Genomic DNA, 24,214 nt, shown 5'->3' with positions numbered 1-24,214 from the left:
CCGTTAAGGCGCAGCGCTGGCTGTCAGGCCATTGGCCAGCTTGGGAATGGTGCGTTCCTTGACGTTGCCGATGGTGTCGACCGAGGCGGCAATCTTCCACTGGAACTTGGCTTCCAGTTCGCGCCCGGCCTTCCAATAGGCATCGCCGAGATGGTCGTTGATCTCTGGATCGTTAGGCAGCAATTGCACGGCCTGTTCGAGCGTGGTCACCGCCTCGTCGGTGCGACCGAGCTTGTAGAAGGCCCAGCCCAGCGAATCGACGATGTAGCCATCCTGCGGCACGGCGGCGACGGCCTTCTGGATCATCTCCAGCGCCTCGTCGAAGTGCATGTCCTTGTCGATCCAGCTATAGCCGAGATAGTTCAGCACCTGCGGCTGGTCGGGATTGAGCTTGAGCGCCTCGAGGAAATCGGCTTCGGCCTTGGGCCAGACGCCGGCGCGCTCATAGGCGATGCCGCGTACATAGTAGAAGCGCCAATCCGACGGGCTTTCGCCGCCGCTGATCGCCAGGGCCTTGGTATAGGCGTCTGCGGCCTCGGGATATTGCTCGTCATAGCGCAGCAGATCGCCCATCACCGAAACGGCGTCGAGGTCATTGGGGCGGGTGGCGACGATATTGCCGAGGCGGCGCAGCGCTTCGGGGCGGTCGCCCATGGTGTCCAAGTTCTGCGCAATGCGCACGACAGCGGTCGGCTTCATCGGCGAGGTGGCGGGGACGCCGTCATAGATCGCATTGGCGGCCTCGTTCTGGCCGGCCTGATCCAGCAATTGGCCGAGCGCCAACGAAATCACGTCGGCCTGCGGATCGAGGTAGAGCGCGAGGCGCAGGAACACGATCGACAGGTCCATGCTGCCATCGCGCGACAGGGCCACGCCGATGCCGTGGTACACTTCCGCGGCGCCGACCTGTACGCTGGAGGCGAACACGCCTGGCTTCTGGCCGGCATCGATCATGTTCTTGACGATGGTGACGACGGGGTGATTGAGGCCCTGGCCTTCGAACTTGGCGATGGCTTCCTTGGCCTGGTCGAAATGGCCGGCATTGGCGAGGATGCGCGCATAGACTTCGACGACGCGGGCGACATTGGGTTCGGCATCGAAGGCCTGGCCTGCGAGATCGATCGCCTTGTCGGTATCGCCGGCGGCCTCCGCCATCAGCGCGCGGTGGAACAGCAGGAAGTCTTCAAGACCGCCTTGCCCCAGCTTGTCGAGCGTGGTTTCGGCTTCCTTGGCCTTGTTGTCGCCCACCATGGCCCAGGCACGCAGGATGCCGCCAGTGATGGCGGTGAAGCTGTCCTGGCCGATGCCGGACAGGGTAGATTCGGCCGCCGGGTAGCGACGCTCCTTGAGCGCCTCGGTGGCCACGACCAGCTCGGCGAGTTCATTGTGGGGATCGAGTTCGAGCAGATGCTTGGCGGTGGAGGCCGCCTGGCCGATCTGGCCATCGGCCGCAAAGCCGATAAAGGCGCGCTCGACCAGGATCGGATTGTCCCAATCGGCCTGCGCCGCCTCCATGAAATAGGTTGCGGCCTCTTTGGTGCGCAATTCCTTGAGGGCCTGCTGACCCGCCAAATAACTGCCGGTCTCGCTGGGCCCGAGCAGTGAGAGCATGTTCATCGCCTGCTGCGGCAGTGGGCTTTGCTGCGCCAGGACGGGCGCTGCCAGACTGCCCAGAGCCAGCGCCAGAACGGCGGGGCGCGCGAGACGGTTGAAAAGCTTGGTCACGAGGCTCAGTTCTCCTTGGCCGGTGCAGGCCGGTTTTCGCGCAAACAGTGTCGATTTTGCGGCTGTCGCGCAAGCTCGGCGCATCGTGCAGGCAGTCACATTGTGCTGTTGCGGCAGCCCGCCGCATCTGGCAGGCCGTCCAGTGCTGTGACATAAGTCGGCCCATGGCTCAAGATCGACCGCTCAATCCCAGCGAATTGCTGTCGGTGCTCGACTGGTATCGGGCTGCCGGAGTGGACGTGGCGGTGGGCGAGGAGCCGGTCAACCGGTTCGCCCAACGTCCCCCGGCACGACCCGCCGAAGTGGCTGTACCAGCGACAGAATCGCGGCCCATGGCACAGGGGCTGGCCGAGGCGGCGCCCGCTGCGGCCGCCGCTTTCGCCACCGATCCGGGCGAAGCGCGCGGGCTCGCCGCAACGGCACAAAACCTGGCCGAACTCGAAGCCATCGTGCGCGACTATGACGGGTGCGGCCTGAAACTGCGCGCCACGCAATTGTGTTTCGCCGACGGCAATCCGGACGCGCAAATCATGTTGATTGGCGAAGCGCCGGGGGCCGAAGAGGACCGGCAGGGCAAGCCGTTCGTCGGCAAATCGGGACAATTGCTGGACCGGATGCTGGGCGCCATCGGGCTGGACCGCACCAAGGTTTATATCGCCAATACAGTGCCTTGGCGGCCGCCGGGTAATCGTACGCCGACGCCCGAGGAGCTGGCGATCTGCCTGCCCTTCCTGCACCGGCAGGTGGAACTGGTGGCCCCCAAGGTGATCCTGACGCTGGGTGGTCCGGCCATGCAGACGGTGTTCAACACCAGTATCGGCATTCTCAAGATGCGCGGGCGCTGGAGCGAGCTGACGGTTGGCCGCCATGGCGTCGAGGCGATGCCGACGCTGCATCCGGCGTATTTGTTGCGCAATCCGGCGGCGAAGCAGCAGGCCTGGCGGGACATGCTGAGTTTGCGGATGAAGCTGGATGCGTTGGGGATTGGGTAGCTAGCTGGCCGGCTTCGTCCCCCACGCTAGGCGCCCAAAACAAATTTGCGTCCCGCCGCACTTTTGCCGTGCGAAACAATGACACCGGGGTATGGTCACCATTGCGTGATGATTTCAAATCCCAGCCGGAAGCGTCCATGTCCTCCGTAATCAAGATTTATGCCCTGTTCCTGGGATCCGCCCTGCTGATGTTCGGCGGTGGGCTACAGGGACTGCTGCTCTCGGTGCGCGGAGCCGAGGAAGGGTTTTCGCTGCTGTCGCTGGGCCTGATCGGCACCGGCTGGTCGGTCGGCTTCGTCGCCGGCTCGATCAGCGTGCCGCTGATCGTGCGCAAAGTCGGCCATATCCGCGCATTTTCGGTGATGGCGGCCATCGGCACGGTCACCATCCTGCTCAACCTGATGATGATTCACGACTGGAGCTGGATCGTGCTGCGCGCGCTCTCGGGCTTCTGCTTTGCCGGCGCGGCGATGATCGTGGAAAGCTGGCTCAACGAGGTGGCCGACAACAAGAGCCGCGGCACGGTGTTCTCGATCTACGTCACCATCAACATGGCGGCCTCGACGCTGGGGCAGATCGCCATGTCGATGACCGGCACCGCCGGCTATATCCCCTTCGTGCTCGGCGCCATCAGCTTTATCTGCGCCGTGCTGCCCACAGCGCTGACCTCGAGCCCGCAGCCGCGCCCGCTCGCCTCGGCCCGGCTCGATGTGCGGCTCCTCTACAAGACCTCGCCGGTCGCGGCGATTGCGGCCTTTTCGGTGGGCATGGCCAATGGCTCGTTCGGCACGCTGGCGCCGGTTTATGGCTATGAGCAGGGGCTGGATGCCAGCGGCATCGCTTTCCTGTTTGCATTGGCGGCTATTCTGGGCGCTGTGGCGCAAATCCCCTTCGGGCGGCTGAGCGACCGGATCGACCGGCGCATCGTGCTGATCGGCCTTTCGGGGTCGGCGGCGGTGATCGGCGGGCTGACCGTCATCATCAATCCCTCCGCAGGCTGGATGATGTATGTGCTGTTCGCGCTCTACGGCTTCTGTGCCAACCCGATCTATGCGGTGGCGGTGGCGCACGCCAACGACTTTGCCAAGGACGGGGAATTCGCCAAGATCGCCGGCGGCATGCTGCTGATCCTGGGCGTAGGGCTGGCGATCGGTCCGGCAGTGGCGTCGTTCATCATGGGCGCGTTTGCGCCGGTGGGGTTGTTCATCGTCACGGCGGCTTTCCATGGCGCTTTGGCGGTCACGGCGTTCCTGCGCATGCGGGTGCGCAGCGCCCCGGCAGCGGCTGGTCGCGCGCCGTTCCAGCCGATGGGCAATGACAAGCAGGTGACCCCGGAATCGGTTGCGCTCGACCCGCGCGCTGATAGTGATGACATTCCGCCAAACGATGCGGAAAGCGAAGAAGCGGAGAAAAGCGATGTTCAAGTCAGCTCGGTTTGAAGACCGCAACTTTGTCCCGCTGACCATCGCCGTCATCGCCGTTTCGGACACGCGGACGCTGGAAACAGATACCGGCGGCGCGCTGTTGAAATCGCTTCTCGAGGCCGATGGGCACAAGTGTGCCGAGCGAGTCGTGGTGCGCGATGACATCCAACTGATCCGCGCGGCAGTGCAGAATTTCGTCGCCGATCCGAAAGTCGATGTGATCCTGACCACCGGCGGCACCGGCTTTTCCGGGCGCGACGTCACGCCCGAGGCCATCGAGCCGTTGTTCGACAAGCGGATGGAGGGGTTTTCGGTGCTGTTCCACCAGTATTCGGGCACCACGGTGGGCACCAGCTCGATCCAGTCCCGCGCGACGGCGGGGCTGATCGGCACGACGTTCGTGTTCACCCTGCCCGGCTCGCGCGGCGCCTGCCGCGATGCCTGGGAAGGCATTTTGACCCACCAGCTCGATTACCGGCACAAGCCCTGCAACTTCGTCGAGCTGATGCCGCGGCTGGACGAGCGCTAGGCTTTTTCGTCCATCAGCGCGCTGATCAGCGGCTGCAGCAGGTCGGCGAGCGCTTCCGGCTCCACATCGGTCAGCGCCTTGAGCTGGATGACCTGGCGCATGATCTGCACGCCGGCGACCAATGACATCAGCAACGCCGCCCGTTGAGCGGCGGACGCACCCGATAGCGCGGCGGTGACATTGCGCTGATGCTGGCTTTCAATGACATCACGCGCGATCGCCGCTGCCCCGAGGCTGGATACCGATCGCAGCATGATGAGAAAACCATCCAGCGCGGTAGCTTCGGGCGTCGTCACCTGAACCAAAGCCGCGGCGATGCGGCGATCCCGGTCGGCCGCGTGCAGGATTTCCTCGGTGGCGATGATCGGATCGGCATTGGCCGCCGCCAGCACCTGCGAAAACAGCCCCTCTTTCGAGCCGAAATAGCGATTGACCATCATCGCCGTCACGCCGGCGCCTTCGGCGATCTCGCGCAGGCCGGCGCCCTCATAGCCGGAGCGGACGAAAGCGGTTCGGGCCGATGCCAGGATCGCGGCGCGCGTGGCGGTCGCGTTGCGCGGTCGGTGGGCTGGCTCTTCCATTCGGGCCTCATGTATATGGGTGTAGACTTATGGCTTCGCTCATGGTATACACCTGTAGATATAAGGTCAACGATACCCTCTGGTGAGGGTCTGGAGAGCTCAAATGCCTGAAACCGTTCTGGTCACTGGCGGCACGGGATTTGTCGCGGGTTGGTGCATCGTGGATTTGCTGCAGCGCGGCTATCTGGTGCGCACGACGCTGCGCAGCCTGTCCAAAGCGCCGGCTTTGCGCGCGACCATCGCTGCCGCAGGAGCCAATACCGACGGACTATCCTTCGTGGCTGCCGACCTGACGCGGGACGCCGGCTGGGATGAAGCCATGGCGGGTTGCGATTACGTGTTGCACGTCGCCTCGCCACTGGGCGGCGGCATTCCCGGCGATAGGAACTCGTTTGTGGAGCCGGCGCGCGATGGCACAATCCGAGTGCTCAAGGCAGCAGTCGGCGCCGGGATCAAACGCGTGGTGATGACCTCGGCGGCGGCCACCGCAAGGCCGCCATTGAGCACCGACCGGATCAGCGACGAGACGATCTGGGCCGACCCGGACGATCCGCAGTTCGACGCCTATCGGGTATCGAAAATCCTCGCCGAGCGCGCGGCATGGGACTTCATGAAGACCAGCGGCGGCATGACCGAACTCACCACCGTGCTGCCCGGCGCCGTCTTCGGCCCGATCCTGAGCGCGGAGAATCTGGGATCGGTCAAGATTTTGCAGGACCTGCTGGAGGGGCGGCCAAGAGCCATGCCCAAGCTCGGATTCTGGGTGGTGGACGTGCGCGATCTCGCCGACCTGCACATTCGAGCCATGACCTCGCCGGAGGCCGCTGGCGAGCGCTTCATCGCCGCCGGCGACTTCATGTGGATGGACGAAATCGCCAGTACACTGCGCACCAATCTCGGCAGCCTTGGCAGCAAAACGCCGACCCGCCAATTGCCGACCCTTGTGGTCCGGCTACTGCTGCCATTCCTGCCAAGCGTGCGGACACTGGCGCCGCTGATTGGCCGGAAGTTCCGCCTCAGCTCAGACAAGGCGCGGCGCGTCCTGGGCTTTTCACCGCGACCGGGGACAGTCACCGTCACCGACTGCGGCGAAAGCCTGCTCGAACGAACGTCGTGAAATCAATAGTCAGGCCGCATCGGCGTTGCGAATGCGAACACTGAAGGCCTGGCGGATTTCCTGTTCGAGCCGGGCCGGTTCGTTGGCCGGCACGGCATAGAGGCTGAAGCAGTTGCGGCCGTTGGCCTTGGCGCGATAGAGCGCGTCGTCGGCGCGGGAGGCGAGTTCGGGTTCGGTCTGGGCCAGGTCCGGCGCCGTCACGATGCCGATGCTGACGCCGATCTGGGCGCTGGTGCCGGAGAGATGGAACGGCGCCTGCAAGGAGTCGATGACGCGCTGGGCCAGGTCGGCGGCATCCGCATGGGTGGAGATGCCGGTCTGGATGATGGCGAACTCATCGCCGCCGAGGCGCACCAGGGTATCGGTGGGCCGCAACATGCTGGCGATGCGGCCGGCAACCTGACGCAGCAATTCGTCGCCGGCTTCGTGGCCAAGGGTGTCGTTGACCTGCTTGAAGCGATCGAGATCGAGCGCCAGCAGCGCCAATTGCGGCTCGCCGCGTTGCATGGCGCTGACGGCCTGGTGCAGGCGATCGCGGAACAGCGCACGATTGCCGAGGCCCGTCAGCGGATCGTGCAGGGCGCGATGCTGGGCTTCGGCGCGCTCGGTTTGCAATTGGGTGGAGGCGCGCTGGAGATTGCGCAGCAGCAGCGCGATGATGATGCCGGCTACAACGAAGGCGCCGAGCAGAGCGGGCAGCGTATCCTGCAGGATGCGGGCGCCCGGCCGATCGGGCTGCCACTTGAACCAGGCGATGGTGTCGCCGGCATTGTTGCGAAGCGGGTATGCGGCCTCCCCTCCCGTCACGTCGGCGGTGAGCGCAAAGTGGGCGCCGTTGAACAGGTATTGGTTCTTGAGCTGGGTGGCCAAATCGTCTTCCAGCAACATGCCCGAAACCAGGATCGGCTCATTGCCGGCCTCCTCGGTCATGTCGCCGGAGTAGGACAGCATGGGCATGACGCTGATCATGGCCGGGTGGCCATCGAGCAGGGCCACGTCCGTGGCGGACGGCGCGGTGCCGTTTACGCTGTTATTATAGGCCGATGTCGCGGCGATGCCGTCCAGCGAGCGGAGCTTGTCGATCAGCGGCATGACGACGGCGCGTACCGGCTCGAAGGCCTTGGCGGGCACTTTGCCGCCGTCGCGCATGGCATAGACCGGACGCAATTTGGAATTGAGAACGTAGCTGCGCTGCTGCCCATAGGCCGTATAGACCGCGCCGCCGATATTTTCGTCCAGCCAAGCAGTGTCGCCCTCCGCCACGGCGGTGAGCGCTTCGTCCCACACCGCGTAATCCACCTGGATGGTGGGCATGGCCTTCAACTGATCGGCCAGCGCGTTGGCGACCAGCGCCGTTTCACGCGTCAGGGCATGATCGTCGGTTCGGGCCGTCGACCAAACCACAAAGCCTGCGACAGCCACCACGGTGATGGTAATGGCCAGCACCACCGGCAGCATGACCTTGTGAGAAAACTGCCACTTCGACGCTTTAGTCGTGCTCATGCCATGCCCCCGCCTGTGGCAGCAATCTCCCCTACGGAGCTTAGCGGAAGGTGAACTCCTCCCGCCAAGCTGCCACAGGGGTTAACGAGTGCTTGCGTCAGGCCGTCTGGAGCCTTGCCTTGAACGAAGCTGGACGCTCGACGGTCAGGATCAGCAGGGACGCGATGACGCAGAGGGCGCCGGCGATGAAGACGGCGGGCATGTAGCTATCGAACTGGGTGCGGGACGCGCCGGCAAAGAAGGCAGAGCTGGCGGCTCCGAGCTGATGGCCGGCAAAGACCCAGCCAAACACCAGACCGGCCTTTTCGGGGCCGAAGCGCTCGGCGGCCAGCTTGACTGTGGGCGGGACGGTCGCGACCCAATCGAGGCCGTAGAAGACACCAAACAGCGCCAGCGCTTCTAGCGAGAACCCGCTGAATGGCAGGTAAAGCAGCGACAGACCGCGCAGGAAGTAGAACCAGAACAGCAGCCAGCGATTGTCGAAACGGTCGGAGAGCCAGCCGGCGCTGATGGTGCCGGCGAAGTCAAATATGCCGATGACGGCGAGAATGCCGGCGGCACCTACTGCCGCAATGCCGAAATCGCCGCAGATGGAAATCCAGTGGGTCTGGATCAGGCCATTGGTGGAAAAGCCGCAGACGAAGAAGGTAAGGAACAGCACCCAGAACACCGAGGTCTTAGCGGCGTCGCGCAAGGCGGCGATCGGCGAGGTGAGAAGTGACAGCATGCTGCCGCGCGGTGGGGCCGCGACGATGGCGGTGCCGCCATAAGGGGTGAGTCCCAGATCGGCGGGGCGGTCACGCATCAGAACGAGGACCGCAAGCATGGCGACCAGCAGGATGCCGACAACAAGCGTGAGGGCAGTTCGCCAGCCGATCTGTTCGGTGAGCGCCGCGATCAGGGGCAGGAAGATAAGCTGGCCGGTGGCATTGCTGGCGGTCATCATGCCGACGACGAGGCCGCGCCGCTTGTCGAACCAGCGGGCGGCGACGGTGGCGCCCAGCACCAGCGCGGTCATGCCGGTGCCGACACCGACCACGACGCCCCAGAGCAGGACGAGCTGCCAGACCTGGGTCATGACGAAGGAGGCCAGAATGCCGCCCGAGATGAACAACAGCGCTGTGGCAACGACGGCGCGAACGCCGAAGCGGTTCATGAAGGCGGCGGCGAAGGGTCCGAGCAGGCCGAACAGCACAAGGCGAATGGCGAAGGCGGTGGAGATTTCCGCGGTGCTCCAGCCGAACTCCTTTTGCAGCGGCTCGATCAGCACGCCGGCCGAACCCATGGCGGCGGCAGTGGCGAGCATGACGAGGAAGGTGGTGCCGGCGGCGACCCAGCCATAATGGATGCCGCGAGCCGCGAGGAAGGCGGCGAGACGGTTGGAAATCATGGCTGGCATCCTGGGCATGAGGTCATTTGGCGTCCATTTTCGGGTATATACCCGTTTGTGCGTGAAAAAATCAGAGTTCGGCCAGCAGTTGTTCGAGCTGGGCGACCTTATCGGCACCCAGCTTTGTGTTGATTTGGCCCTGCGCCCGCTCCCAGAGCGGGATCGCGGTGGACAGGATGCCCTGCCCCGTTTCGCTGAGCTCGACGGTGGCTTCGCGATGATCCCTGCCGGTAACGGCTTGGGTCAGGCCCATCCGGTCCAGCACCTTGACGTTGCGGCCGATGGTAGAGCGGTCGAGGTCCATGGCGGTGCCAAGGTCCGTCAGGGAAACCGGCGCCATACGGCGAATCTTTTTGAGCAGGCTGTATTGCGCGAGATTGATGCCGACCGGCGCCAACGCATCGTCGTAGACTGTGGTCATGCGGCGCGAGGCTTTGCGGACAGCAATGCAGAGGCAGGTTTGATCCATGGATGCGGGTATATGCCCGCGTGTGGGATTTGGCAAGGGAGGTGCTCTTTGAACTGTTCAAGCAAGCGGAGACCGCCCACAGCGCCACGTCCTCGTGGTTCGAGGGTCGGCTGCGCCTCCCGCCTCACCATGAGGTCTACTGAGATGATCAGGGCTGTTGGAACATCGCGAAATCAACAGCAGCCCTCATGGTGAGGTGCGAGCCCTTCGCGAGCCTCGAACCACGAGGGCGTGGCACGATGTTCAAGCAAGACAGAATTCCACAAGCGGGAGAAAGAAGGAAAATCCCTTTGTGTGGGGCGCTTTCTGAGTTAGCCGGTGGACGACACATTCGGCGACGGAGACGGCACATGGGCGCATCCCAAATCCTGATCGTGATGATGGCGGCTATCGGGCTGACGATCTTTGCGGAGCGCAAGGGATATCAGTCCGCTCTGTTCCTCGCCATGGTGGGCATTGCGGTGTCCTTCGTGCCGCGATTGCCGCGCACCGAGCTGGAGCCGGATATCATCCTCGGGCTGGTGCTGCCGCCATTGCTGTTTTCGGCGGCGGTGAATTTCTCGTTTTTCAGCTTCATGAAGCGGATCGGTTCGATCCTCAACATGGGCGTGGCGCTGATCCTGGTCAGCACGGTGGCGGTGGGCGCACTGCTGGGATGGCTTTACCCGGTGATGTCGCTGCCGGCGGCGTTGATCCTGGGCGCGGTGATCGCGCCTATCGACGCGGTCAGCGCAGTCTCCATCGGCACCAAGCTCAAGTTGCCCAACCGGCTGATGACGGTGCTCAAGGGTGAAAGCCTGATCAACGACGCGGCAGCGCTGGCTTTGTTCAGCGCGGCGGTAGCGGGGGCCACCGGCGGATCGATGCCGATCGATAACGCGGCGCTGTATTTCCTGTTCGCGGCGAGCGTCGGCGCCATTTTGGGCGTCTTCATGGGCGGGATCGTGCATCAATTGCGCCGGCAATTGCATAACCCGACCATGGTCACGGCGCTGACCATCATCACCCCCTTCGCGGCCTATATGCTGGCGGAAGAACTGACCGCTTCGGGTGTCATGGCGGTGGTGTTTGCCGGGCTGTCGCTGGGGCATAATTCGTCGGATCTCAAATTCGACGGCCGCATTCAGCAGCGCGAATTCCTGCGTGTCGTCGATGCGCTGCTGGAGGCGTTCGTGTTCGCCTATATGGGGCTGCAGTTCCGCTTTGTGGTCGAGGACGCGATCGAGCACGGCTATACCCTGGGCACACTGGCGGGCCTTTCCGCGTTGACACTGGTGGCGGTTATCCTGGTCCGTATCGTCTGGGTGATGTTCAGTGCCGTGCTATCGAAATGGAGCCATCCGCGGCGCAAGGAGGGGTTCGAGCGGCGCCTGGCGAGCATCAATGCGCGCCCGACGCGGCGCGGCCGGCGCGGTCGCAGCCCGGACGCGAAGCTGGCCGAGCCGCTGGGCTGGCGCGAAAACCTGGTGCTGTCGTGGTCGGGCATGCGCGGCGTGGTGACGCTCGCGGCCGCAGCCGGTACGCCGCTGGTCACTGCCGCCGGGGCGCCGTTGGCCGAACGCGACCTGATCGTCACCATCGCCTTCGCGGTGGCACTGGGAACGCTGATCCTGCAGGGATTGACCCTGCCCTGGCTGATCAAGTGGCTGGGCATTACTAATGACGGCGACCTAGCCTTTCGCCAGGAGCAGGTGGCGCTGGCACGGGTGGCAACTCAAAAGGCTTCGATCGACAAGCTGGAGGAAATCCGCGACGCCCAGGAGGACGAAGCGGGGAAGGCGTTCAGCGAGCGCATGCTGGCCAATGTGAAGCGCGACTTTGGCCTCAGTCCGGCAGGCCGGGGCGCAGATACCAGCGTGGGCCGCGAAAAAATGATGGTCATTGTCGGCGAAATGCAGGCGGCGCGCCGCGGGGCGCTGATCGCCGAGCGCGACGCGGAGCGGCTGGACGACGAAATCGTGCGCGAAATGCTGGAGAATATCGACCTGGAACAAGCAGTCATTGCGCGTCGCAGCGAATAGATGGCTGCATTGCGCGCTGAAAACCGGCAAGTGGTTCACAAAGCAGGTGAACTACACTATATAACGTCCACCAGACCATTCTGCCTGTCGACGCCTCTGGGGAAACCCGGTTGCCAGACGTGATGATCCCAACATACCCGAACCCGCCCGGCGTCTGCCGAGGCCCTGCTTCGGGGCTACTCAGGAGCCTACATGGCCAAAGAAGACGTGCTCGAATTTCCGGGCGTTGTTACCGAATTGCTGCCCAATGCGACCTTCCGGGTCAAATTGGAGAATGATCATGTGATTATCGCCCACACCGCCGGCAAGCTGCGCAAGAACCGCATCCGCGTGCTGGCCGGCGACAAGGTGTTGTGCGAAATGACACCCTATGACCTGACCAAGGGTCGCCTTACTTACCGCTTCCGCTAGAATCAGGCAGTCGCGCCGGTCAGCTAGACCGGCGCTGGGCCGATTGGGCCCTACGCGATGCCAAGACGGCGACGCGCTTCGGTGGCGATTTCGTCATTGAGATAGGCGTGGCCGCCAATGCCCCAGCCACCATCTGGCGCTTCCACGATCTGCACCCAGACATGCTCCTTCGGCGTCGCATTGCTCGATGCCGCAACGATGATGTCGGTCATCTCGCGGGTGACACCCAGCTTTTTATCGCGATCCAGAATGCCGACCGGCGTGAGTACCTGAATGCGTATAAAGCTACTGTCGCCGTTAGCATTAGCTAACGAATCCGTGTCCATTTCGTGGATAAAAGCGGCAGTGTTATCAGTGAACCAGGATATCGGCGGCACCTTCTCCCAGGCCATCAGGCAGGCATTGAGCGCCTTGGTCAGCGCGGGTTTGTTGCCGAACGTTCCCTTGGCAGCGTAGACATCGATCATGGGCATGAGAGCTTCTCCAGGAATTATGATGGTCATCATAGTCAATGGACAATCGATGCCATATGACGGTCGTCATAGTCAAGGAATTGCGTGATGGAGAACGATAGCCGGGCCAAGATGGTGCGCAGTGCCGTGGCGCTCATCGCGGCGCGCGGGGTCAATGCAACGTCGTTTTCCGACGTGCTGGCCGATAGCGGCGCGCCGCGCGGCTCGATTTATCACCATTTTCCCGAGGGCAAGGCGCAGTTGGCAGAGGCCGCGGTGCAGGCCACGGGGGCATTCGTGCTGTCGCGGCAGCGGGCGCTGGATGGGGCCAGTGCGGTGGAGGTCATCAACGGGTTCGTGGAGCTGTGGCGGCGCGTGGTAATCGCGTCGAACGGGGCATCGGGCTGCGCCGTGGCGGGCACTGCGATCGATACGGCGCCCGGGGATCAGTTGATCGGGGTGGTGCGGGAAACGTTCAGGGCCTGGGTAGGATTGCTGACCGAACAGCTCGAAACCGCGGGCCTGCCCCCTGCCCGCGCCGCGGCGATTGCGCTGACGACGGTTGCGGGGATGGAGGGGGCACTGATCCTGTGCCGGGCCGAGGGGAGCGTCGCCCCCCTCGATGGTGTTGCCGCCGAACTGTTGCGGCTGCTGTAGTTAGTGGCCGTGGCCCATGCCGGGCGCGCCACCGGCGGGCTTGCGGATGAAGAAGGCCGCAACCACCGCCAGCAGCGAGATGATGGCGCCGCAGAGGAACGCCGCCTTGATACCGCCAGTCGTCGCGGTCAGCACATCAGCTCCACCGGCGGCAAGACCCGCCGACTGCAGGGTCAGGATGGCGACGAACAGGGCCGTGCCCGCCGCGCCGGCGACTTGCTGGGTGGTGCCGATCACCGCGCTGCCATGCGAATAGAGATTTGGCGGCAGCGAGCCGAGGCTGACGGTGAACAGCGGCGTGAACATCAGTGCCAAGCCGACGCTGAGCCCCAGGTGAGCGATCAGCAGCGCCCAGAACGGGGTGTCGACCTGGATGAAGGTGAGGCCCCACAAGGCGGCGCTGGTGAGGATGGCGCCGGGAATAACCAGCGGCACGGGGCCGTATTTGTCGAACAGGCTGCCCACGGTGGGCGCGCAGAGGCCCATGATCAGCCCACCCGGCAGCAGCAGCAGACCGGTCTGGAGCGTGGTCAGCCCGAGCACGTTCTGCAGATAGATCGGCAGCAGGATGAAGGCGCCGAACATTGCCATCATCAGGATCGACATCATGGCCGCCGAGATGGTGAAGGCCGGGATGGCGAGCGTGCGCAGATCGAGTAGTGCGCGATCCTGTTTCTGCAACTGCAACTGGCGCAGCACGAAGATGACGATGGCGGCCACGCCCACCGCCAGCGGGATGAAGGGCGATACGAGCGGCGCATGGATCGCGGCTTCACCAAGGCCGCTGAGGCCATAGACCAAGCCACCGAAGCCGATGGCGGAGAGGATGACCGATAGGATATCGATCGGGGCGTCCGTGGGCGTGGTGACATTCTTGATGCGCGACGCGCCAAGCGCCAGCGCCGCCAAGGCGATCGGCAGCACCAGGATGAACATCCAGCGCCACTCGAGCACCGACAGAATCAGCCCGGAAATGGTAGGCCCGATGGCGGGAGCGACCGAGATGACGATGGAGATATTACCCATGGTCTTGCCGCGTGATTCCGGTGGCACCAGGTTCATCACGGTGGTCATCAGCAGGGGCATCATGATGGCGGTGCCGGAAGCTTGCACGATGCGGCCGATCACAAGCACGCCAAAACCGGGCGCCAGCGCCGAAATCAACGTACCGGCGGAAAACAGCGACATAGCCAGAATGAACACCGGCCGCGTATTAAGGCGCTGTAACAGGAAACCGGTGATCGGGATGACCACGGCCATGGTCAGCATGAAGGCGGTGGTCAGCCACTGCGCGGCGCTGGCGGTGATGTCGAGATCGGCCATCAGGTGCGGCAGCGCCACGCCCATGATGGTCTCATTGAGAATGACGACGAAGGCCGAGACCAGCAGCAGCCCGATGACGAGCTTGTTGCGGGCGCTATGGTCCTCGACAGGGGCAGTAGCCTCGAAATCGGCCAAGGTTGGAGCATCGGTGGTCATGGGGCTTTCCCTTCATACGATCAGTATCGCCATAAAGACGAATGACGGCGGTTCACTTCGACACGGTGGTGCAACAAATCCACGACAGCGCGTGTCAGCAGGCCGAGTTTAATAGTTAAGCGCATTGTTTAGTAAACCGCCCTCCCCCGAGGGTCAATACTAAATCGACTGCTTAAGGATATGTCGCCTTCCGGCAGTCTCGAAAGGGCTGGTTGGTTTATGCCGGTGGCCCCGCCCTGTCCAGCCACGCAGGTGCAGTTCTGCCTTGCGGTGGTAGAAACGGACTTGGGGATTGAAGCAGGCGCTCCCGATTCCCATGTGGTGGGCAGCAGCGGTGCGCCTGCAAATCTGTTCTTGTTATGTTCTTATGCAACCCCTATGTTCGGGGGACGTTGAATTCACGATTCGACTGTGGTTTCGCCGGCAGGAGAACAGCAATGGCCCTCTATCAGGCCCCGTCTTTCGAAGCATTGGAAAAGCTCAGCCGCAGCCGCGACGCCGATCTGGCGCGGCGCGAACTGGTCGACCCGAGCCGCAATCGCGGCCGTGGCGCGCAGTCCAATCGCAGCGGCCGCTTCGAGAAGCAGAGCCGCGAAGGGTTCGACGATGGCTGGAACAGCGTCGAGCCACTGCCCATTTTCGAGACCATCGAACATCTCGAACGCGCCAAGACCATCATCACCAGCAATGACAGCCCCGATATCGGCTTCGATCGCTCGATCAATGCTTATCGTGGTTGCGAGCATGGTTGCTCGTACTGCTTTGCGCGGCCAACGCATGCCTATCTTGGCCACTCGGCGGGGATAGAATTCGAGCGCGATATCTATGTGAAGACCAATGCGGTGGAAGCTTTGCGCGCGGAGCTGGCGGCGAAGAGCTACAAGGTCAAGCGCATTGCCATGGGCACCAATACCGACCCGTACCAGCCGGCCGAGCGCAAGCACAAGCTGACGCGCGGCATCCTGGAAGTAATTCTGGAAACCAAACATCCGGTGAGCATCGTCACCAAATCGGCACTGATCGTGCGCGATCTCGATCTGCTGACCGAACTGGCCAAGCTGCGGCTGGTCAAGGTGGGCATTTCGATGACCTCGATGGACCACAAGCTCAGCCGCAAGATGGAGCCCCGCGCGTCCTCCCCCGCGCGGCGGCTGGAAGCGATCCGCCTGCTGAGCGAAGCCGGCGTGCCGGTTTCGGTGCTGGCGGCGCCGATGATTCCGGCGATCAACGATATGGAGCTGGAGCGCATTCTCGATGCGGCGGCAGCGCAGGGCGCCAAGGGCGCCGGCATGGTGCTGCTGCGCCTGCCCGGAGAGGTGCGCGACATTTTCCGCGAATGGCTACTGCGCCATTTCCCCGACCGGGTGCGCCATGTGCTGTCGCTGGTGCGCGATACACGCGGCGGCTACGACAACGATCCGCGCTTCGGTACGCGCATGACCGGCGAAGGCCCCTATGCAACGCTGTTGCAGCAGCGCTTCGAGAAAGCGCGCGAGCGCTATGGGCTGGACGAGAAACTGCCGGCCATCCGCACCGACCTGTTCGAGCCGCCCCGGCCCGAGAACAAGCAGATGAGCCTGTTCTAAGAGGCTACAATGATCGGCGCACTAGTTGTCAGCGCCGGCACTTTCTGTCTTTTCTGTCCCTGGATTTGTTGCGGGCACGGCTTCCGCTGATCTGTCGGGAGTGTTGGCGTGGGTGAGATCGCGTTCAGATATGCAGCGTCGGCCGATGTCGGGGCGATCCATGCCTTGGTGGAGCGGGTTTATCGCGGCCCGGAGGCGCGTGCCGGCTGGACCAGCGAAGCCGATCTGCTCAGCCAGCCGCGCACCAGTCTGGCGGAAGTCGCCGGCCTGATCGCGGACGACAATCATCGCTTCGTGCTGGGCGAACGCGATGGCAAGCTGGTCGCATGCGCCATGATCGAACGGCGCGGCGAGGCCGGGTATTTCGGGATGCTATCGGTCGATCCAGCGGTGCAGACCGCCGGAATTGGCCGGGCGCTGCTAGCGCAGCTAGAGACCAGCGTGGGCACGCTGTGGAAATGCAACGTCATGACGCTCTATGTGATCAACCTGCGCCACGAATTGATCGCCTGGTATGAACGGCGCGGTTATGTGCAGACCGGCCGGCATCATCCATTTCCCTTTGAGCAGCACCCGGCTTCGGGGCGCGACGATTTCGATGTATTGGAGATGCGCAAGGCGCTGTGAGTGCCGCGGGGATTGCCAATGCCACCACCAGAGTTGAGCCTTGAGACGCTGCGGGCCATCCTCGTCGAAGCGTTTCCAGAGCTTGCCGGGAGCCGGTTCGGCCTTTTGGCGGAGGGCTGGGACAGTCTGGCGGTCGATGTCGATGATGAACTGATCTTCAAATTCCCGCGCAGCGAGGACGCGGCAACGGCGCTCGCCATGGAGGCGCGGCTGCTGGCCGTCATCGGGCCCGCCATCACCACACCGGTGCCGGAGCTTGAGCTATTCCGCAGTCCCCGACTGTTTTCGCGCCATCGCAAGCTGACGGGTGAACACCTGCTGACGGCGGACTATGAGCGCTTGCCGGACGAGGACCGGCAGCATCTGGCGGGGGAAATGGCGGCCTTCTTTGCGCAATTGCACGCGCTTGATTCCCAGACGATGGCGGGTGCCGGCGCTGCGCCGCTCGATGGCTGGCCGGAGCCGGACTACATTTTGCAGCGCGCGGCGCCGCTGCTGCCGGCCGAACAGCGGGCGCTGGCCGAGCGCACGATCACTGCATGGCAAGAGCTTCCGCCTGACCCGCTGGGGACGATCTACGGCTTTTTCGACGGCCATGGCTGGAACATGGCGTTCGATCATGAGCGCCGGCGGCTCAATGGCATCTATGACTTCGCCGATTCAGGGTTCGGACCGCTGCACTAGGAATTCGTCTATCCCAGCCTGGTCTCGCCTGACCTGACGGCGCGGATCGTGACCGAATACGAGGCGCTGACCGGGCGAGTGCTCGACCGCGAGCGGATCAACCTGCTGACCGGCATCCTGCATCTGACCGAAGTGGCCTGGGAGGCAGACGGCGCGCTGCTGCCGACATTGCTGGGATTTTACGCCAATTGGGCGGGACGGCAATAATTCAATATTGGGCGACCTTGCGGGCGTAGCTAGCCATGAAATCCAGCGAGGCGGTCACGCCGCGCAGGGACAGCCAGACACTGCGGGTCTGCTCGTCAAGCTCGGTCAGCGGCACGGTGAGCGTCGCCGCATTGCGCGTTTTCATCGTGCCGATCAGGCTATCTCGCCGTGCCGGATCGGCGACGAACCACTGATTGACAGTGTTGTAGCGGGTTTGCAGATCGGTGGTGAAGTCGAACAACAGCGGGGCATCTCCGCCAAAAGCGATCCGCAACGGCCGGGTCGTGTCGATCTCTACGGCGTCGGCTGCGCCCGTGAAGGCGACATCGATCACCCCGGTCAGCCGATTCAAGATCAGCGTCAGCTTCCAGGCCGGCAGGTTGGTGCTGTTGAGTTCTTCGCTGCCGGTGCTGGCAAAACAGGACGTGCCGTAATAGTCGGTGGCGTCCTCATTGATGATATCGGGACAGGCGGCCAGCCAATCCTGATTGTACTCCCGCCATTCGCCAAAGGAATGATGGAACGGCGCGGCGACAATCGGCAGGCCCGACAAGGCGGCCAGAATGACGGCGAGGCTGATTTTAGCGATCATCGACAAACTCTACGTGCCGCCCCCGGCGCAGTTCTGTTTACAGTAGCGACGGCGAAGAATACAGGCCGGCGTCTAGGAGTTTTTGAGGAGATTAGCGTGCAGGTGGCGCAAATCAACGGCTTAGCCGTGCTGGAACTGGAGCCCATGGGCCCACCACTGGGCAGCGATCGCGACGCCAGCGATATTCTGAGCGAGGCGTTCTCGAGCGACGCGACCGTGATCGTGCTGCCCGCCGAGCGGCTTGATCCGGACTTCCTGCGGCTGCGCAGCGGGCTGGCCGGCGCCTTTATCCAGAAATTGCAGAACTATCATTGCCGCCTGGTGATCCTCGGCGATGTCAGCGCTGCGGTCGCCGCCAGCACGGCGCTGCGCGATTTCGTCTATGAGACCAACAAGGTCGGCCGGCATATTTTTGCACCAGATCGCGCGGCCATGCTGGCGGCTTTGAGTTGACATCGCAGCGCGGGCGCAGATGCTGCGCCCATGTTGTTCGAATCAATTGAGCAGACCGAACCCGACTATACCCACGAGCTCGCGGCCCAGGCGCGCGGGGCGCGGATTGTTGCCGGCGTCGACGAGGCCGGCCGCGGACCGCTGGCCGGGCCGGTAGTGGTGTCTGCCGTGGTGCTGAACCCGAACAATATTCCGCCGGGCCTCAACGATTCCAAGAAGCTGACCGAGGAGCAGCGCGAGGCGTTGTTCGAACTGATCGTGGTCAGCGGCGCTATCGTGTCGGTCGTGGTCGCACCGCCGACCATCATTGCCAGCCGCAATATTCGGGGCGCCACGCTGTGGGCGATGAGCCAGGCGGTGCGCGGGCTATCGGTGGCGGCGGACCGGGCGCTAATCGATGGACGCGATATTCCGCCCGGCCTGCCCTGCGAAGGTATTGCGCTGATCGGCGGCGACGGGCGCAGCGTGTCGATCGCCGCGGCCTCGATCGTCGCCAAAGTGACGCGCGACCGGATGTGCCGCATCATGGATTGCGACGCGCCCCATTTCGGCTTTTCGACGCATAAGGGCTATGGAACGCCCCAGCATTTGCGGGCGCTGACCGATCATGGCCCCTGCCGGCACCACAGGGCGGATTTCGCCCCGGTCGTCGAGGCCCGGCTGCGCCTGACGGTGAGCGCGACGATCATCGACCTGGCCTCTTAACCTCTCGCTAACCCATTCTATTCATTCCACTTTAACCCTACCGCGCTACAACAGGATAGTTAGTCCTTTGTTAGGGTTAAGTGTATGTTGCGTACCGCGCGTACGGCCCCGGTGGCCGCTGCGGAAGAGCCCACAAGGCTCCCGATCGATACTATTCTGGTGGGCGATTGCATCGACCACATGAACGCACTGCCGGCCGGCTCGATCGACCTGATCTTTGCCGATCCGCCCTATAACCTGCAGCTCGAGCAGGGGCTGACCCGTCCCGACCAATCCAAGGTCGATGCGGTGGATGACGCTTGGGACAAGTTCGACAGCTTTGCCCATTACGACAAATTCACCCGCGCCTGGCTGGCGGCTGCGCGTCGCCTGCTCAAGCCCGATGGGGCGCTGTGGGTGATCGGCAGCTATCACAATATCTTCCGCGTCGGCACGGCGCTGCAGGATCTCGATTTCTGGATGCTCAACGATATTGTTTGGCGCAAAGCGAACCCCATGCCGAATTTCCGTGGCACGCGCTTTACCAATGCGCATGAAACGCTGATCTGGGCCGCCAAGAGCCAGAAGAGCCGCGTCACCTTCAATTATGAAGCCATGAAACTGGCCAACGACGACACGCAGATGCGCAGCGACTGGCTGTTCCCCATCTGCACCGGCGCCGAGCGGCTCAAGGACGATGCCGACGACAAGGTACATCCGACGCAGAAGCCCGAAGCGCTGCTGTTCCGGATTTTGAACGCGACCACCAAGCCAGGCGATATCGTGCTCGACCCGTTCTTCGGCACCGGCACGACCGGCGCCGTGGCGCGCAAGCTGGGCCGTCACTTTATCGGCATCGAACGCGAGGACACTTACATCGCGGCGGCGCTCAAGCGGATCGCGGCGATCCGGCCGGGTGTGTTCGAAGCTCTGCAATCGGTGACGCCAAAGCGCAAGGAAACCCGCATTCCGTTTGGCTCGCTGATCGAGCAGGGATTAATCGAGCCGGGGGCGCAACTGTTTGACTTAACAAAACGTTACTCTGCCATGGTTCGTGCCGACGGCTCACTCGTCTCGGGTTCTCACCAGGGCTCCATCCACAAGGTGGGGGCGCTGGTTCAGGGTTCCGAGGCATGCAACGGGTGGACATTTTGGCATCACGATACTGCCCGAGGCGTCGCCCCGATAGACGATCTTCGTACGGATATACGTGCGAAACTTGATTTGCTTTCTGCCTGATCCTGACCTCCAATCAATCAGGCTCTTACTTCGGCCGCCGGTTTGCCCCGGCGGCCTTTTTGTTTGCTGTGTCGGTCCGTGACGCCTCCTGATTTTTGGGTCTATGTTTGGCAACGCTGCCTAGACCACAAAGGAACCTCCGGTATGACTTGGTCACGCATTCTACTAGCGCTCCTGGCGATGGCGGCCGTCCCGTGGCAGAACTCGGCCTCGGCTCAAATGGCCAAGCTACCGGAAGCAGGAATAGTCCAGCTAACGGCGCGCATGGGTCAGTTGTGCACCAATGGTCAGCTTCGATTTCTGCTGGGTCAGGAGATAGCTGTTTCCCAGCAAGCGCAGGCTTGGGCTCAACAACGACGGCTGATAGTCCGATATAGCGATGCGCAGGCGACTGTCACCATCGTGCCTCCCGCATCGCCCTCAATTAAACGACAAGTTCCATATCTTTTAAACGACAAGTTCCATATCTTTTGAGCGAGATCACCAAACTTGTGATCAACAGCTCCAAGTGTCCCAAGGATGCCAAGACGATTCCGGCCAACATAGCGGTTGCGGGCCTGGACATTGTTGAGGAAGACGGCGGCCCGAACTTTCAGCTTGCTCCCTGATCTTAGTCTAGCCCCGCCGCGGCCAGAACCTTCCGAAACAGCGTCGGTAGCGCTTCGCCTTTGAGGGTCTTGGGGTCGGACCACCAGCCCTTGTCCATGCCTTGGGGATCAACCGTCGCCGACCAGACTTCCAGTTCCAGCCGGAAATGGGTGAAGACGTGGATGACCTGGCCGCGGTGGCGCCAAGTTGTGGGGGTGGGGTAATCGGGGGCTGGGAGAGTAGCGGCCCAGTCAGAGCCGGGGACTTCGGTCATTTGGGCGAGGAGGCCCTTGCCGGGGCGGGTTTGCAGGTACACGTCGCCGTCGGCGTCGGTCATCACATAGGCGTGGCCCTTGCGGGTGGGGCGGTCGGCTTTTTGGGGCTTGATGGGGTAGATCGTCGGGTCGGCGGTGCGCGTGGCGATGCAGCCGGGCTGGATCGGGCAGAGCATGCAGAGGGCATTGCGCGGAGCGCAGATGGTGGCGCCGAGGTCCATCATGGCTTGGGCGAAATCGCCGGCGCGCGTCGGGACTGAGGCTTGCAGGGCCGCGCGCAGCTCCTCTTTGGCGTCGCGGACGGGGACGTCGAGCGCGTAATAGCGGGCGAGGACGCGGTCAAGATTGCCGTCGAGGACGGCGATGGGTTCGTCAAAGCAGATCGCGGCGATGGCGGCGGAGGTGTAGGCGCCGACGCCGGGGAGTGCTTGCAGGCCCACGGAGGTATTAGGGAAGACGCCGTTGTGGTCGCAGACCACGGCGACGGCGCAGGCGTGCAGGTTGCGGGCGCGGGCGTAGTAGCCGAGGCCGGCCCATTCGACGAGCACGGCCTCGATGGGCGAGGCGGCGAGATCCTGCACGGTGGGCCAGAGAAAGGTGAAGCGCTCGAAATATTTGCGGACGGCTGCGACGGTGGTTTGCTGCAGCATCACCTCGGAGAGCCAGACGCGATAGGGATCGGGCGCGACGCCGCGCGCGCGGTCGGCGGGGGAAATGCGCCAGGGGAGATCGCGGGCGTGGCGATCATACCAGGCGAGGACCGATGGAGCGTCGATGGGAGCGGGGGACGGCAGATGCATAGGGGAGAATTGGGGGAAGGCGGCGATTGGTGCAAGCGGAGTTGGGTTCACATCAACAGGATCGAAGCGCACCCCCTCCTACCTCCCCCATCAAGGGGGAGGTTTCTCTCCACTCTTGGGACTCGATCCAGTTCAGCCCACCGGCAGGCACCTCCCCCTTGATGGGGGAGGTTGGGAGGGGGTGTCGCGGCGTTATCCAAATGCTAGTGTCCCGCCATGACCACCGCCCCCAAATCTCCGCCCGAACCCAAGCGCCGCAATCGGTCTATGTCGCTGGCTGATGCGCTCGCGGGGGCGCTCGATCCGGTGCTGAAGAAACGAGGCTTTGCCAGTCGCGATATCATCACCCATTGGGGCGCGATGGCGCCAAAGCCATATGATGCGGTCGCTATTCCAGACAAATTGACCTGGCCGCGGGGCGAGCGCAGCGCCGAGGGGGCGACGCTCTACCTGCGCTGCATTGCCGGCCATGCGCTGGCCATTTCCCATGAAGGGCCGGCGATCGCGGCGGCGGTGAACCGATACTTCGGTTATGTGCTGGTGGGGGCTGTCCGCTTGTCGGCAGAGCCATTCAGCGGGCATTCAGCCAAGGGGGACGATAAGCGTCGTCAACCGAGCCAGAGCACTATCGCGAAGGTCGGAGCCTCGCTCGCCGGGGTTGAGGACGAAGGCCTGAGGGAGGCGTTGCGGGCATTGGGCCACGCGCTGTCCAGCAGGCCGGAAGGCAAGAACAAGTAGACGTTCACTCCCTGTTGATGCATGTGCCCACTTGCCGACACTTTGGCGATGTGTAGTGTCGCCACAAAGCCATCAGGAGCGTTCCCAGTGAAGTTTACCCGTCGTGACACCCTCGTTTTAGCCGCTGCCGCCTCGGCGCTCAGCCTTAGCGGGATGGCTCCGGCTTTGGCCGCCGATGGCGACACCGTGGATATGGCCAAGTTGATGGCCCCCACCGGCTTTACCGACAAGGTGCAGGGCTCGCCCGATGCGCCGGTCACGGTGATTGAATACGCATCGCCGACCTGCCCGCATTGCGCGACCTTCTCCAACACGGTCCTCGCGCAATTCGAAGAGACTTACGTCAAGCCCGGCCACGTCAAGTTCATCCTGCGCCCGTTCGTGCGCAATGTGTTGGACGCCGCGGTGTTCATGCTGGCCGACGCGGCCGGCGAAACCAATTACCACAACGTCATCTCGACCTATTTCAAAACCCAGCAGACCTGGGGCACTTCGGACAAGCCGCGCGACGCGATCCTCGAAATCGCCAAGCAGCTCGGCTTTACCCAGGAAACCTTCGACGCCGCCTTGACGAATCAGGCGCTGTTCACCGGGATGGAATCGCTGCGCGATCAGGCGCTGAACGAGTTTGGCCTTGCCGGCACGCCCACGTTCTACATCAATGGCAAGACGCTCTCCGGGGAACAGTCTCTTGAACAGCTTGCGGCCGAAATCGACCCGCTGCTGCCCGCCGGAACCGCACCCGTTCCTGCCGCGGGAACGACTCCTGCTGCCCCTGCCCCAACGGGTGAGACCGCAACCCCGGTTACGCCGGCTGAAACTGCAACGCCAGTTGCTCCCGCTGCACCGGCCGAGACGGCAACACCCGTCGCTCCTGCTGAGCCTGCACCTGCCGTGCCTGCTGCTCCCTAATCTCTACTGCTTACCCTCTCCCCTTGCGGGAGAGGGACAGTTCTTCCGCGTGCAGCGGAAGAACAGGGTGAGGGGTCTC

General features: G+C 63.3%; 25 protein-coding genes. 16 read left to right on the top strand and 9 right to left on the bottom strand.

Annotated features, from left to right (window positions below):
- Positions 1 to 3 precede the first annotated feature (3 nt).
- Positions 4 to 1,725, bottom strand: coding sequence for a tetratricopeptide repeat protein (locus JWR51_RS10085; protein WP_299746979.1), 1,722 nt, complete (start codon positions 1,723 to 1,725; stop codon positions 4 to 6).
- Between the two features lie 164 nt (positions 1,726 to 1,889).
- Between JWR51_RS10085 and JWR51_RS10080 the strand changes: the two genes are divergently transcribed.
- From JWR51_RS10080 to moaB, 3 genes are all read left to right on the top strand, one after another.
- Positions 1,890 to 2,717: a uracil-DNA glycosylase gene (locus JWR51_RS10080; protein ID WP_299746976.1), complete on the top strand. Its 828-nt coding sequence runs from the start codon at positions 1,890 to 1,892 to the stop codon at positions 2,715 to 2,717.
- A gap of 137 nt (positions 2,718 to 2,854) precedes the next feature.
- Positions 2,855 to 4,156, top strand: coding sequence for an MFS transporter (locus JWR51_RS10075; RefSeq protein WP_299746973.1), 1,302 nt, complete (start codon positions 2,855 to 2,857; stop codon positions 4,154 to 4,156).
- The gene (moaB, locus tag JWR51_RS10070) at positions 4,134 to 4,670 is read left to right on the top strand and encodes a molybdenum cofactor biosynthesis protein B (RefSeq protein ID WP_299746971.1); all 537 of its coding nucleotides are present in this window, start codon (positions 4,134 to 4,136) and stop codon (positions 4,668 to 4,670) included. Before JWR51_RS10075 ends, moaB begins: the two co-directional genes overlap by 23 nt.
- Here moaB and JWR51_RS10065 read toward each other — a convergent pair.
- Positions 4,667 to 5,251, bottom strand: coding sequence for a TetR/AcrR family transcriptional regulator (locus JWR51_RS10065; protein WP_299746969.1), 585 nt, complete (start codon positions 5,249 to 5,251; stop codon positions 4,667 to 4,669). The genes moaB and JWR51_RS10065 overlap by 4 nt on opposite strands.
- A 103-nt stretch (positions 5,252 to 5,354) precedes the next feature.
- Here JWR51_RS10065 and JWR51_RS10060 point away from each other — a divergent pair, with 103 nt between their 5' ends.
- The gene (locus JWR51_RS10060) at positions 5,355 to 6,368 is read left to right on the top strand and encodes an aldehyde reductase (protein WP_299746966.1); all 1,014 of its coding nucleotides are present in this window, start codon (positions 5,355 to 5,357) and stop codon (positions 6,366 to 6,368) included.
- Positions 6,369 to 6,377: 9 nt separating this feature from the next.
- Here the strand turns inward: JWR51_RS10060 and JWR51_RS10055 are convergent, their stop codons facing one another.
- The 3 genes from JWR51_RS10055 to JWR51_RS10045 form a co-directional block, all read right to left on the bottom strand.
- Positions 6,378 to 7,871 (bottom strand): diguanylate cyclase, encoded by a 1,494-nt coding sequence (locus JWR51_RS10055; RefSeq protein WP_299746963.1) that lies wholly within the window; start codon positions 7,869 to 7,871, stop codon positions 6,378 to 6,380.
- A gap of 97 nt (positions 7,872 to 7,968) precedes the next feature.
- The gene (locus JWR51_RS10050; RefSeq protein WP_299746960.1) at positions 7,969 to 9,261 is read right to left on the bottom strand and encodes an MFS transporter; all 1,293 of its coding nucleotides are present in this window, start codon (positions 9,259 to 9,261) and stop codon (positions 7,969 to 7,971) included.
- A gap of 70 nt (positions 9,262 to 9,331) precedes the next feature.
- Entirely contained in the window at positions 9,332 to 9,730 is a 399-nt protein-coding gene (locus JWR51_RS10045) for a MarR family winged helix-turn-helix transcriptional regulator (protein ID WP_299746957.1), read from the bottom strand.
- 350 nt (positions 9,731 to 10,080) lie between these two features.
- On the opposite strand from JWR51_RS10045, the gene JWR51_RS10040 reads away from it, so the two are divergent.
- Positions 10,081 to 11,751 carry a sodium:proton antiporter gene (locus JWR51_RS10040; RefSeq protein WP_299746954.1) on the top strand — a complete coding sequence of 557 codons (1,671 nt, stop codon included), beginning with the start codon at positions 10,081 to 10,083 and terminating at the stop codon, positions 11,749 to 11,751.
- A 192-nt stretch (positions 11,752 to 11,943) separates the two neighbouring features.
- Positions 11,944 to 12,162: a translation initiation factor IF-1 gene (gene infA / locus JWR51_RS10035; RefSeq protein ID WP_299729566.1), complete on the top strand. Its 219-nt coding sequence runs from the start codon at positions 11,944 to 11,946 to the stop codon at positions 12,160 to 12,162.
- 50 nt (positions 12,163 to 12,212) lie between these two features.
- Here infA and JWR51_RS10030 read toward each other — a convergent pair whose 3' ends face one another.
- The gene (locus JWR51_RS10030; RefSeq protein WP_299746951.1) at positions 12,213 to 12,635 is read right to left on the bottom strand and encodes a hypothetical protein; all 423 of its coding nucleotides are present in this window, start codon (positions 12,633 to 12,635) and stop codon (positions 12,213 to 12,215) included.
- An 87-nt stretch (positions 12,636 to 12,722) separates the two neighbouring features.
- Between JWR51_RS10030 and JWR51_RS10025 the strand changes: the two genes are divergently transcribed.
- Positions 12,723 to 13,271 carry a TetR/AcrR family transcriptional regulator gene (locus tag JWR51_RS10025; RefSeq protein ID WP_299746948.1) on the top strand — a complete coding sequence of 183 codons (549 nt, stop codon included), beginning with the start codon at positions 12,723 to 12,725 and terminating at the stop codon, positions 13,269 to 13,271.
- Here JWR51_RS10025 and JWR51_RS10020 read toward each other — a convergent pair whose 3' ends face one another.
- A complete protein-coding gene (locus tag JWR51_RS10020; protein WP_299746945.1) occupies positions 13,272 to 14,750 on the bottom strand; it encodes a DHA2 family efflux MFS transporter permease subunit in 1,479 nt (492 codons plus the stop codon). It abuts the gene before it with no gap.
- A gap of 437 nt (positions 14,751 to 15,187) precedes the next feature.
- Between JWR51_RS10020 and JWR51_RS10015 the strand changes: the two genes are divergently transcribed.
- The 4 genes from JWR51_RS10015 to JWR51_RS10000 all read left to right on the top strand — a co-directional run bounded on the left by JWR51_RS10015 (position 15,188) and on the right by JWR51_RS10000 (position 17,854).
- The gene (locus JWR51_RS10015; protein ID WP_299746942.1) at positions 15,188 to 16,336 is read left to right on the top strand and encodes a PA0069 family radical SAM protein; all 1,149 of its coding nucleotides are present in this window, start codon (positions 15,188 to 15,190) and stop codon (positions 16,334 to 16,336) included.
- Positions 16,337 to 16,444: 108 nt separating this feature from the next.
- Entirely contained in the window at positions 16,445 to 16,963 is a 519-nt protein-coding gene (locus JWR51_RS10010; protein ID WP_299746939.1) for a GNAT family N-acetyltransferase, read from the top strand.
- A gap of 18 nt (positions 16,964 to 16,981) precedes the next feature.
- Positions 16,982 to 17,647 (top strand): aminoglycoside phosphotransferase family protein, encoded by a 666-nt coding sequence (locus JWR51_RS10005; RefSeq protein WP_299746936.1) that lies wholly within the window; start codon positions 16,982 to 16,984, stop codon positions 17,645 to 17,647.
- Positions 17,648 to 17,695: 48 nt separating this feature from the next.
- Entirely contained in the window at positions 17,696 to 17,854 is a 159-nt protein-coding gene (locus tag JWR51_RS10000; RefSeq protein ID WP_299746933.1) for a hypothetical protein, read from the top strand.
- Between the two features lies 1 nt (position 17,855).
- On the opposite strand, the gene JWR51_RS09995 is transcribed toward JWR51_RS10000, so the two are convergent.
- The gene (locus JWR51_RS09995) at positions 17,856 to 18,446 is read right to left on the bottom strand and encodes a hypothetical protein (protein WP_299746930.1); all 591 of its coding nucleotides are present in this window, start codon (positions 18,444 to 18,446) and stop codon (positions 17,856 to 17,858) included.
- A gap of 96 nt (positions 18,447 to 18,542) precedes the next feature.
- Between JWR51_RS09995 and JWR51_RS09990 the strand changes: the two genes are divergently transcribed.
- The 3 genes from JWR51_RS09990 to JWR51_RS09980 all read left to right on the top strand — a co-directional run bounded on the left by JWR51_RS09990 (position 18,543) and on the right by JWR51_RS09980 (position 20,822).
- The gene (locus tag JWR51_RS09990) at positions 18,543 to 18,899 is read left to right on the top strand and encodes a DUF4180 domain-containing protein (RefSeq protein ID WP_299746927.1); all 357 of its coding nucleotides are present in this window, start codon (positions 18,543 to 18,545) and stop codon (positions 18,897 to 18,899) included.
- 30 nt (positions 18,900 to 18,929) lie between these two features.
- Complete coding sequence (locus tag JWR51_RS09985; RefSeq protein ID WP_299746924.1) at positions 18,930 to 19,604, top strand: ribonuclease HII; 675 nt, start codon at positions 18,930 to 18,932, stop codon at positions 19,602 to 19,604.
- Positions 19,605 to 19,688: 84 nt separating this feature from the next.
- The gene (locus JWR51_RS09980; RefSeq protein ID WP_299746921.1) at positions 19,689 to 20,822 is read left to right on the top strand and encodes a site-specific DNA-methyltransferase; all 1,134 of its coding nucleotides are present in this window, start codon (positions 19,689 to 19,691) and stop codon (positions 20,820 to 20,822) included.
- Between the two features lie 610 nt (positions 20,823 to 21,432).
- Here JWR51_RS09980 and JWR51_RS09975 read toward each other — a convergent pair.
- Positions 21,433 to 22,461, bottom strand: coding sequence for an A/G-specific adenine glycosylase (locus tag JWR51_RS09975; protein ID WP_366525570.1), 1,029 nt, complete (start codon positions 22,459 to 22,461; stop codon positions 21,433 to 21,435).
- A 240-nt stretch (positions 22,462 to 22,701) separates the two neighbouring features.
- On the opposite strand from JWR51_RS09975, the gene JWR51_RS09970 reads away from it, so the two are divergent.
- Positions 22,702 to 23,223: a DciA family protein gene (locus JWR51_RS09970; RefSeq protein ID WP_299746915.1), complete on the top strand. Its 522-nt coding sequence runs from the start codon at positions 22,702 to 22,704 to the stop codon at positions 23,221 to 23,223.
- Positions 23,224 to 23,310: 87 nt separating this feature from the next.
- Positions 23,311 to 24,135 carry a thioredoxin domain-containing protein gene (locus JWR51_RS09965; RefSeq protein WP_299746912.1) on the top strand — a complete coding sequence of 275 codons (825 nt, stop codon included), beginning with the start codon at positions 23,311 to 23,313 and terminating at the stop codon, positions 24,133 to 24,135.
- Positions 24,136 to 24,214: the final 79 nt, after the last annotated feature.

Source organism: Devosia sp. (assembly GCF_028290625.1).
Lineage (GTDB): Bacteria > Pseudomonadota > Alphaproteobacteria > Rhizobiales > Devosiaceae > Devosia.
This window is presented reverse-complemented; position numbering and strand designations above follow the sequence as displayed.

Excerpts from the sequence above, each read along its gene's own strand:
- JWR51_RS10080 (WP_299746976.1), top strand. The coding sequence starts at position 1,890 with ATGGCTCAAGATCGACCGCTCAATCCCAGCGAATTGCTGTCGGTGCTC.
- JWR51_RS10075 (WP_299746973.1), top strand. The coding sequence starts at position 2,855 with ATGTCCTCCGTAATCAAGATTTATGCCCTGTTCCTGGGATCCGCCCTG.
- moaB (WP_299746971.1), top strand. The coding sequence starts at position 4,134 with ATGTTCAAGTCAGCTCGGTTTGAAGACCGCAACTTTGTCCCGCTGACC.
- JWR51_RS10065 (WP_299746969.1), bottom strand. The coding sequence starts at position 5,251 with ATGGAAGAGCCAGCCCACCGACCGCGCAACGCGACCGCCACGCGCGCC.
- JWR51_RS10060 (WP_299746966.1), top strand. The coding sequence starts at position 5,355 with ATGCCTGAAACCGTTCTGGTCACTGGCGGCACGGGATTTGTCGCGGGT.
- JWR51_RS10055 (WP_299746963.1), bottom strand. The coding sequence starts at position 7,871 with ATGAGCACGACTAAAGCGTCGAAGTGGCAGTTTTCTCACAAGGTCATG.
- JWR51_RS10050 (WP_299746960.1), bottom strand. The coding sequence starts at position 9,261 with ATGATTTCCAACCGTCTCGCCGCCTTCCTCGCGGCTCGCGGCATCCAT.
- JWR51_RS10045 (WP_299746957.1), bottom strand. The coding sequence starts at position 9,730 with ATGGATCAAACCTGCCTCTGCATTGCTGTCCGCAAAGCCTCGCGCCGC.
- JWR51_RS10040 (WP_299746954.1), top strand. The coding sequence starts at position 10,081 with ATGGGCGCATCCCAAATCCTGATCGTGATGATGGCGGCTATCGGGCTG.
- infA (WP_299729566.1), top strand. The coding sequence starts at position 11,944 with ATGGCCAAAGAAGACGTGCTCGAATTTCCGGGCGTTGTTACCGAATTG.
- JWR51_RS10030 (WP_299746951.1), bottom strand. The coding sequence starts at position 12,635 with ATGCCCATGATCGATGTCTACGCTGCCAAGGGAACGTTCGGCAACAAA.
- JWR51_RS10025 (WP_299746948.1), top strand. The coding sequence starts at position 12,723 with ATGGAGAACGATAGCCGGGCCAAGATGGTGCGCAGTGCCGTGGCGCTC.
- JWR51_RS10020 (WP_299746945.1), bottom strand. The coding sequence starts at position 14,750 with ATGACCACCGATGCTCCAACCTTGGCCGATTTCGAGGCTACTGCCCCT.
- JWR51_RS10015 (WP_299746942.1), top strand. The coding sequence starts at position 15,188 with ATGGCCCTCTATCAGGCCCCGTCTTTCGAAGCATTGGAAAAGCTCAGC.
- JWR51_RS10005 (WP_299746936.1), top strand. The coding sequence starts at position 16,982 with ATGCCACCACCAGAGTTGAGCCTTGAGACGCTGCGGGCCATCCTCGTC.
- JWR51_RS09995 (WP_299746930.1), bottom strand. The coding sequence starts at position 18,446 with ATGATCGCTAAAATCAGCCTCGCCGTCATTCTGGCCGCCTTGTCGGGC.
- JWR51_RS09985 (WP_299746924.1), top strand. The coding sequence starts at position 18,930 with ATGTTGTTCGAATCAATTGAGCAGACCGAACCCGACTATACCCACGAG.
- JWR51_RS09980 (WP_299746921.1), top strand. The coding sequence starts at position 19,689 with ATGTTGCGTACCGCGCGTACGGCCCCGGTGGCCGCTGCGGAAGAGCCC.
- JWR51_RS09970 (WP_299746915.1), top strand. The coding sequence starts at position 22,702 with ATGACCACCGCCCCCAAATCTCCGCCCGAACCCAAGCGCCGCAATCGG.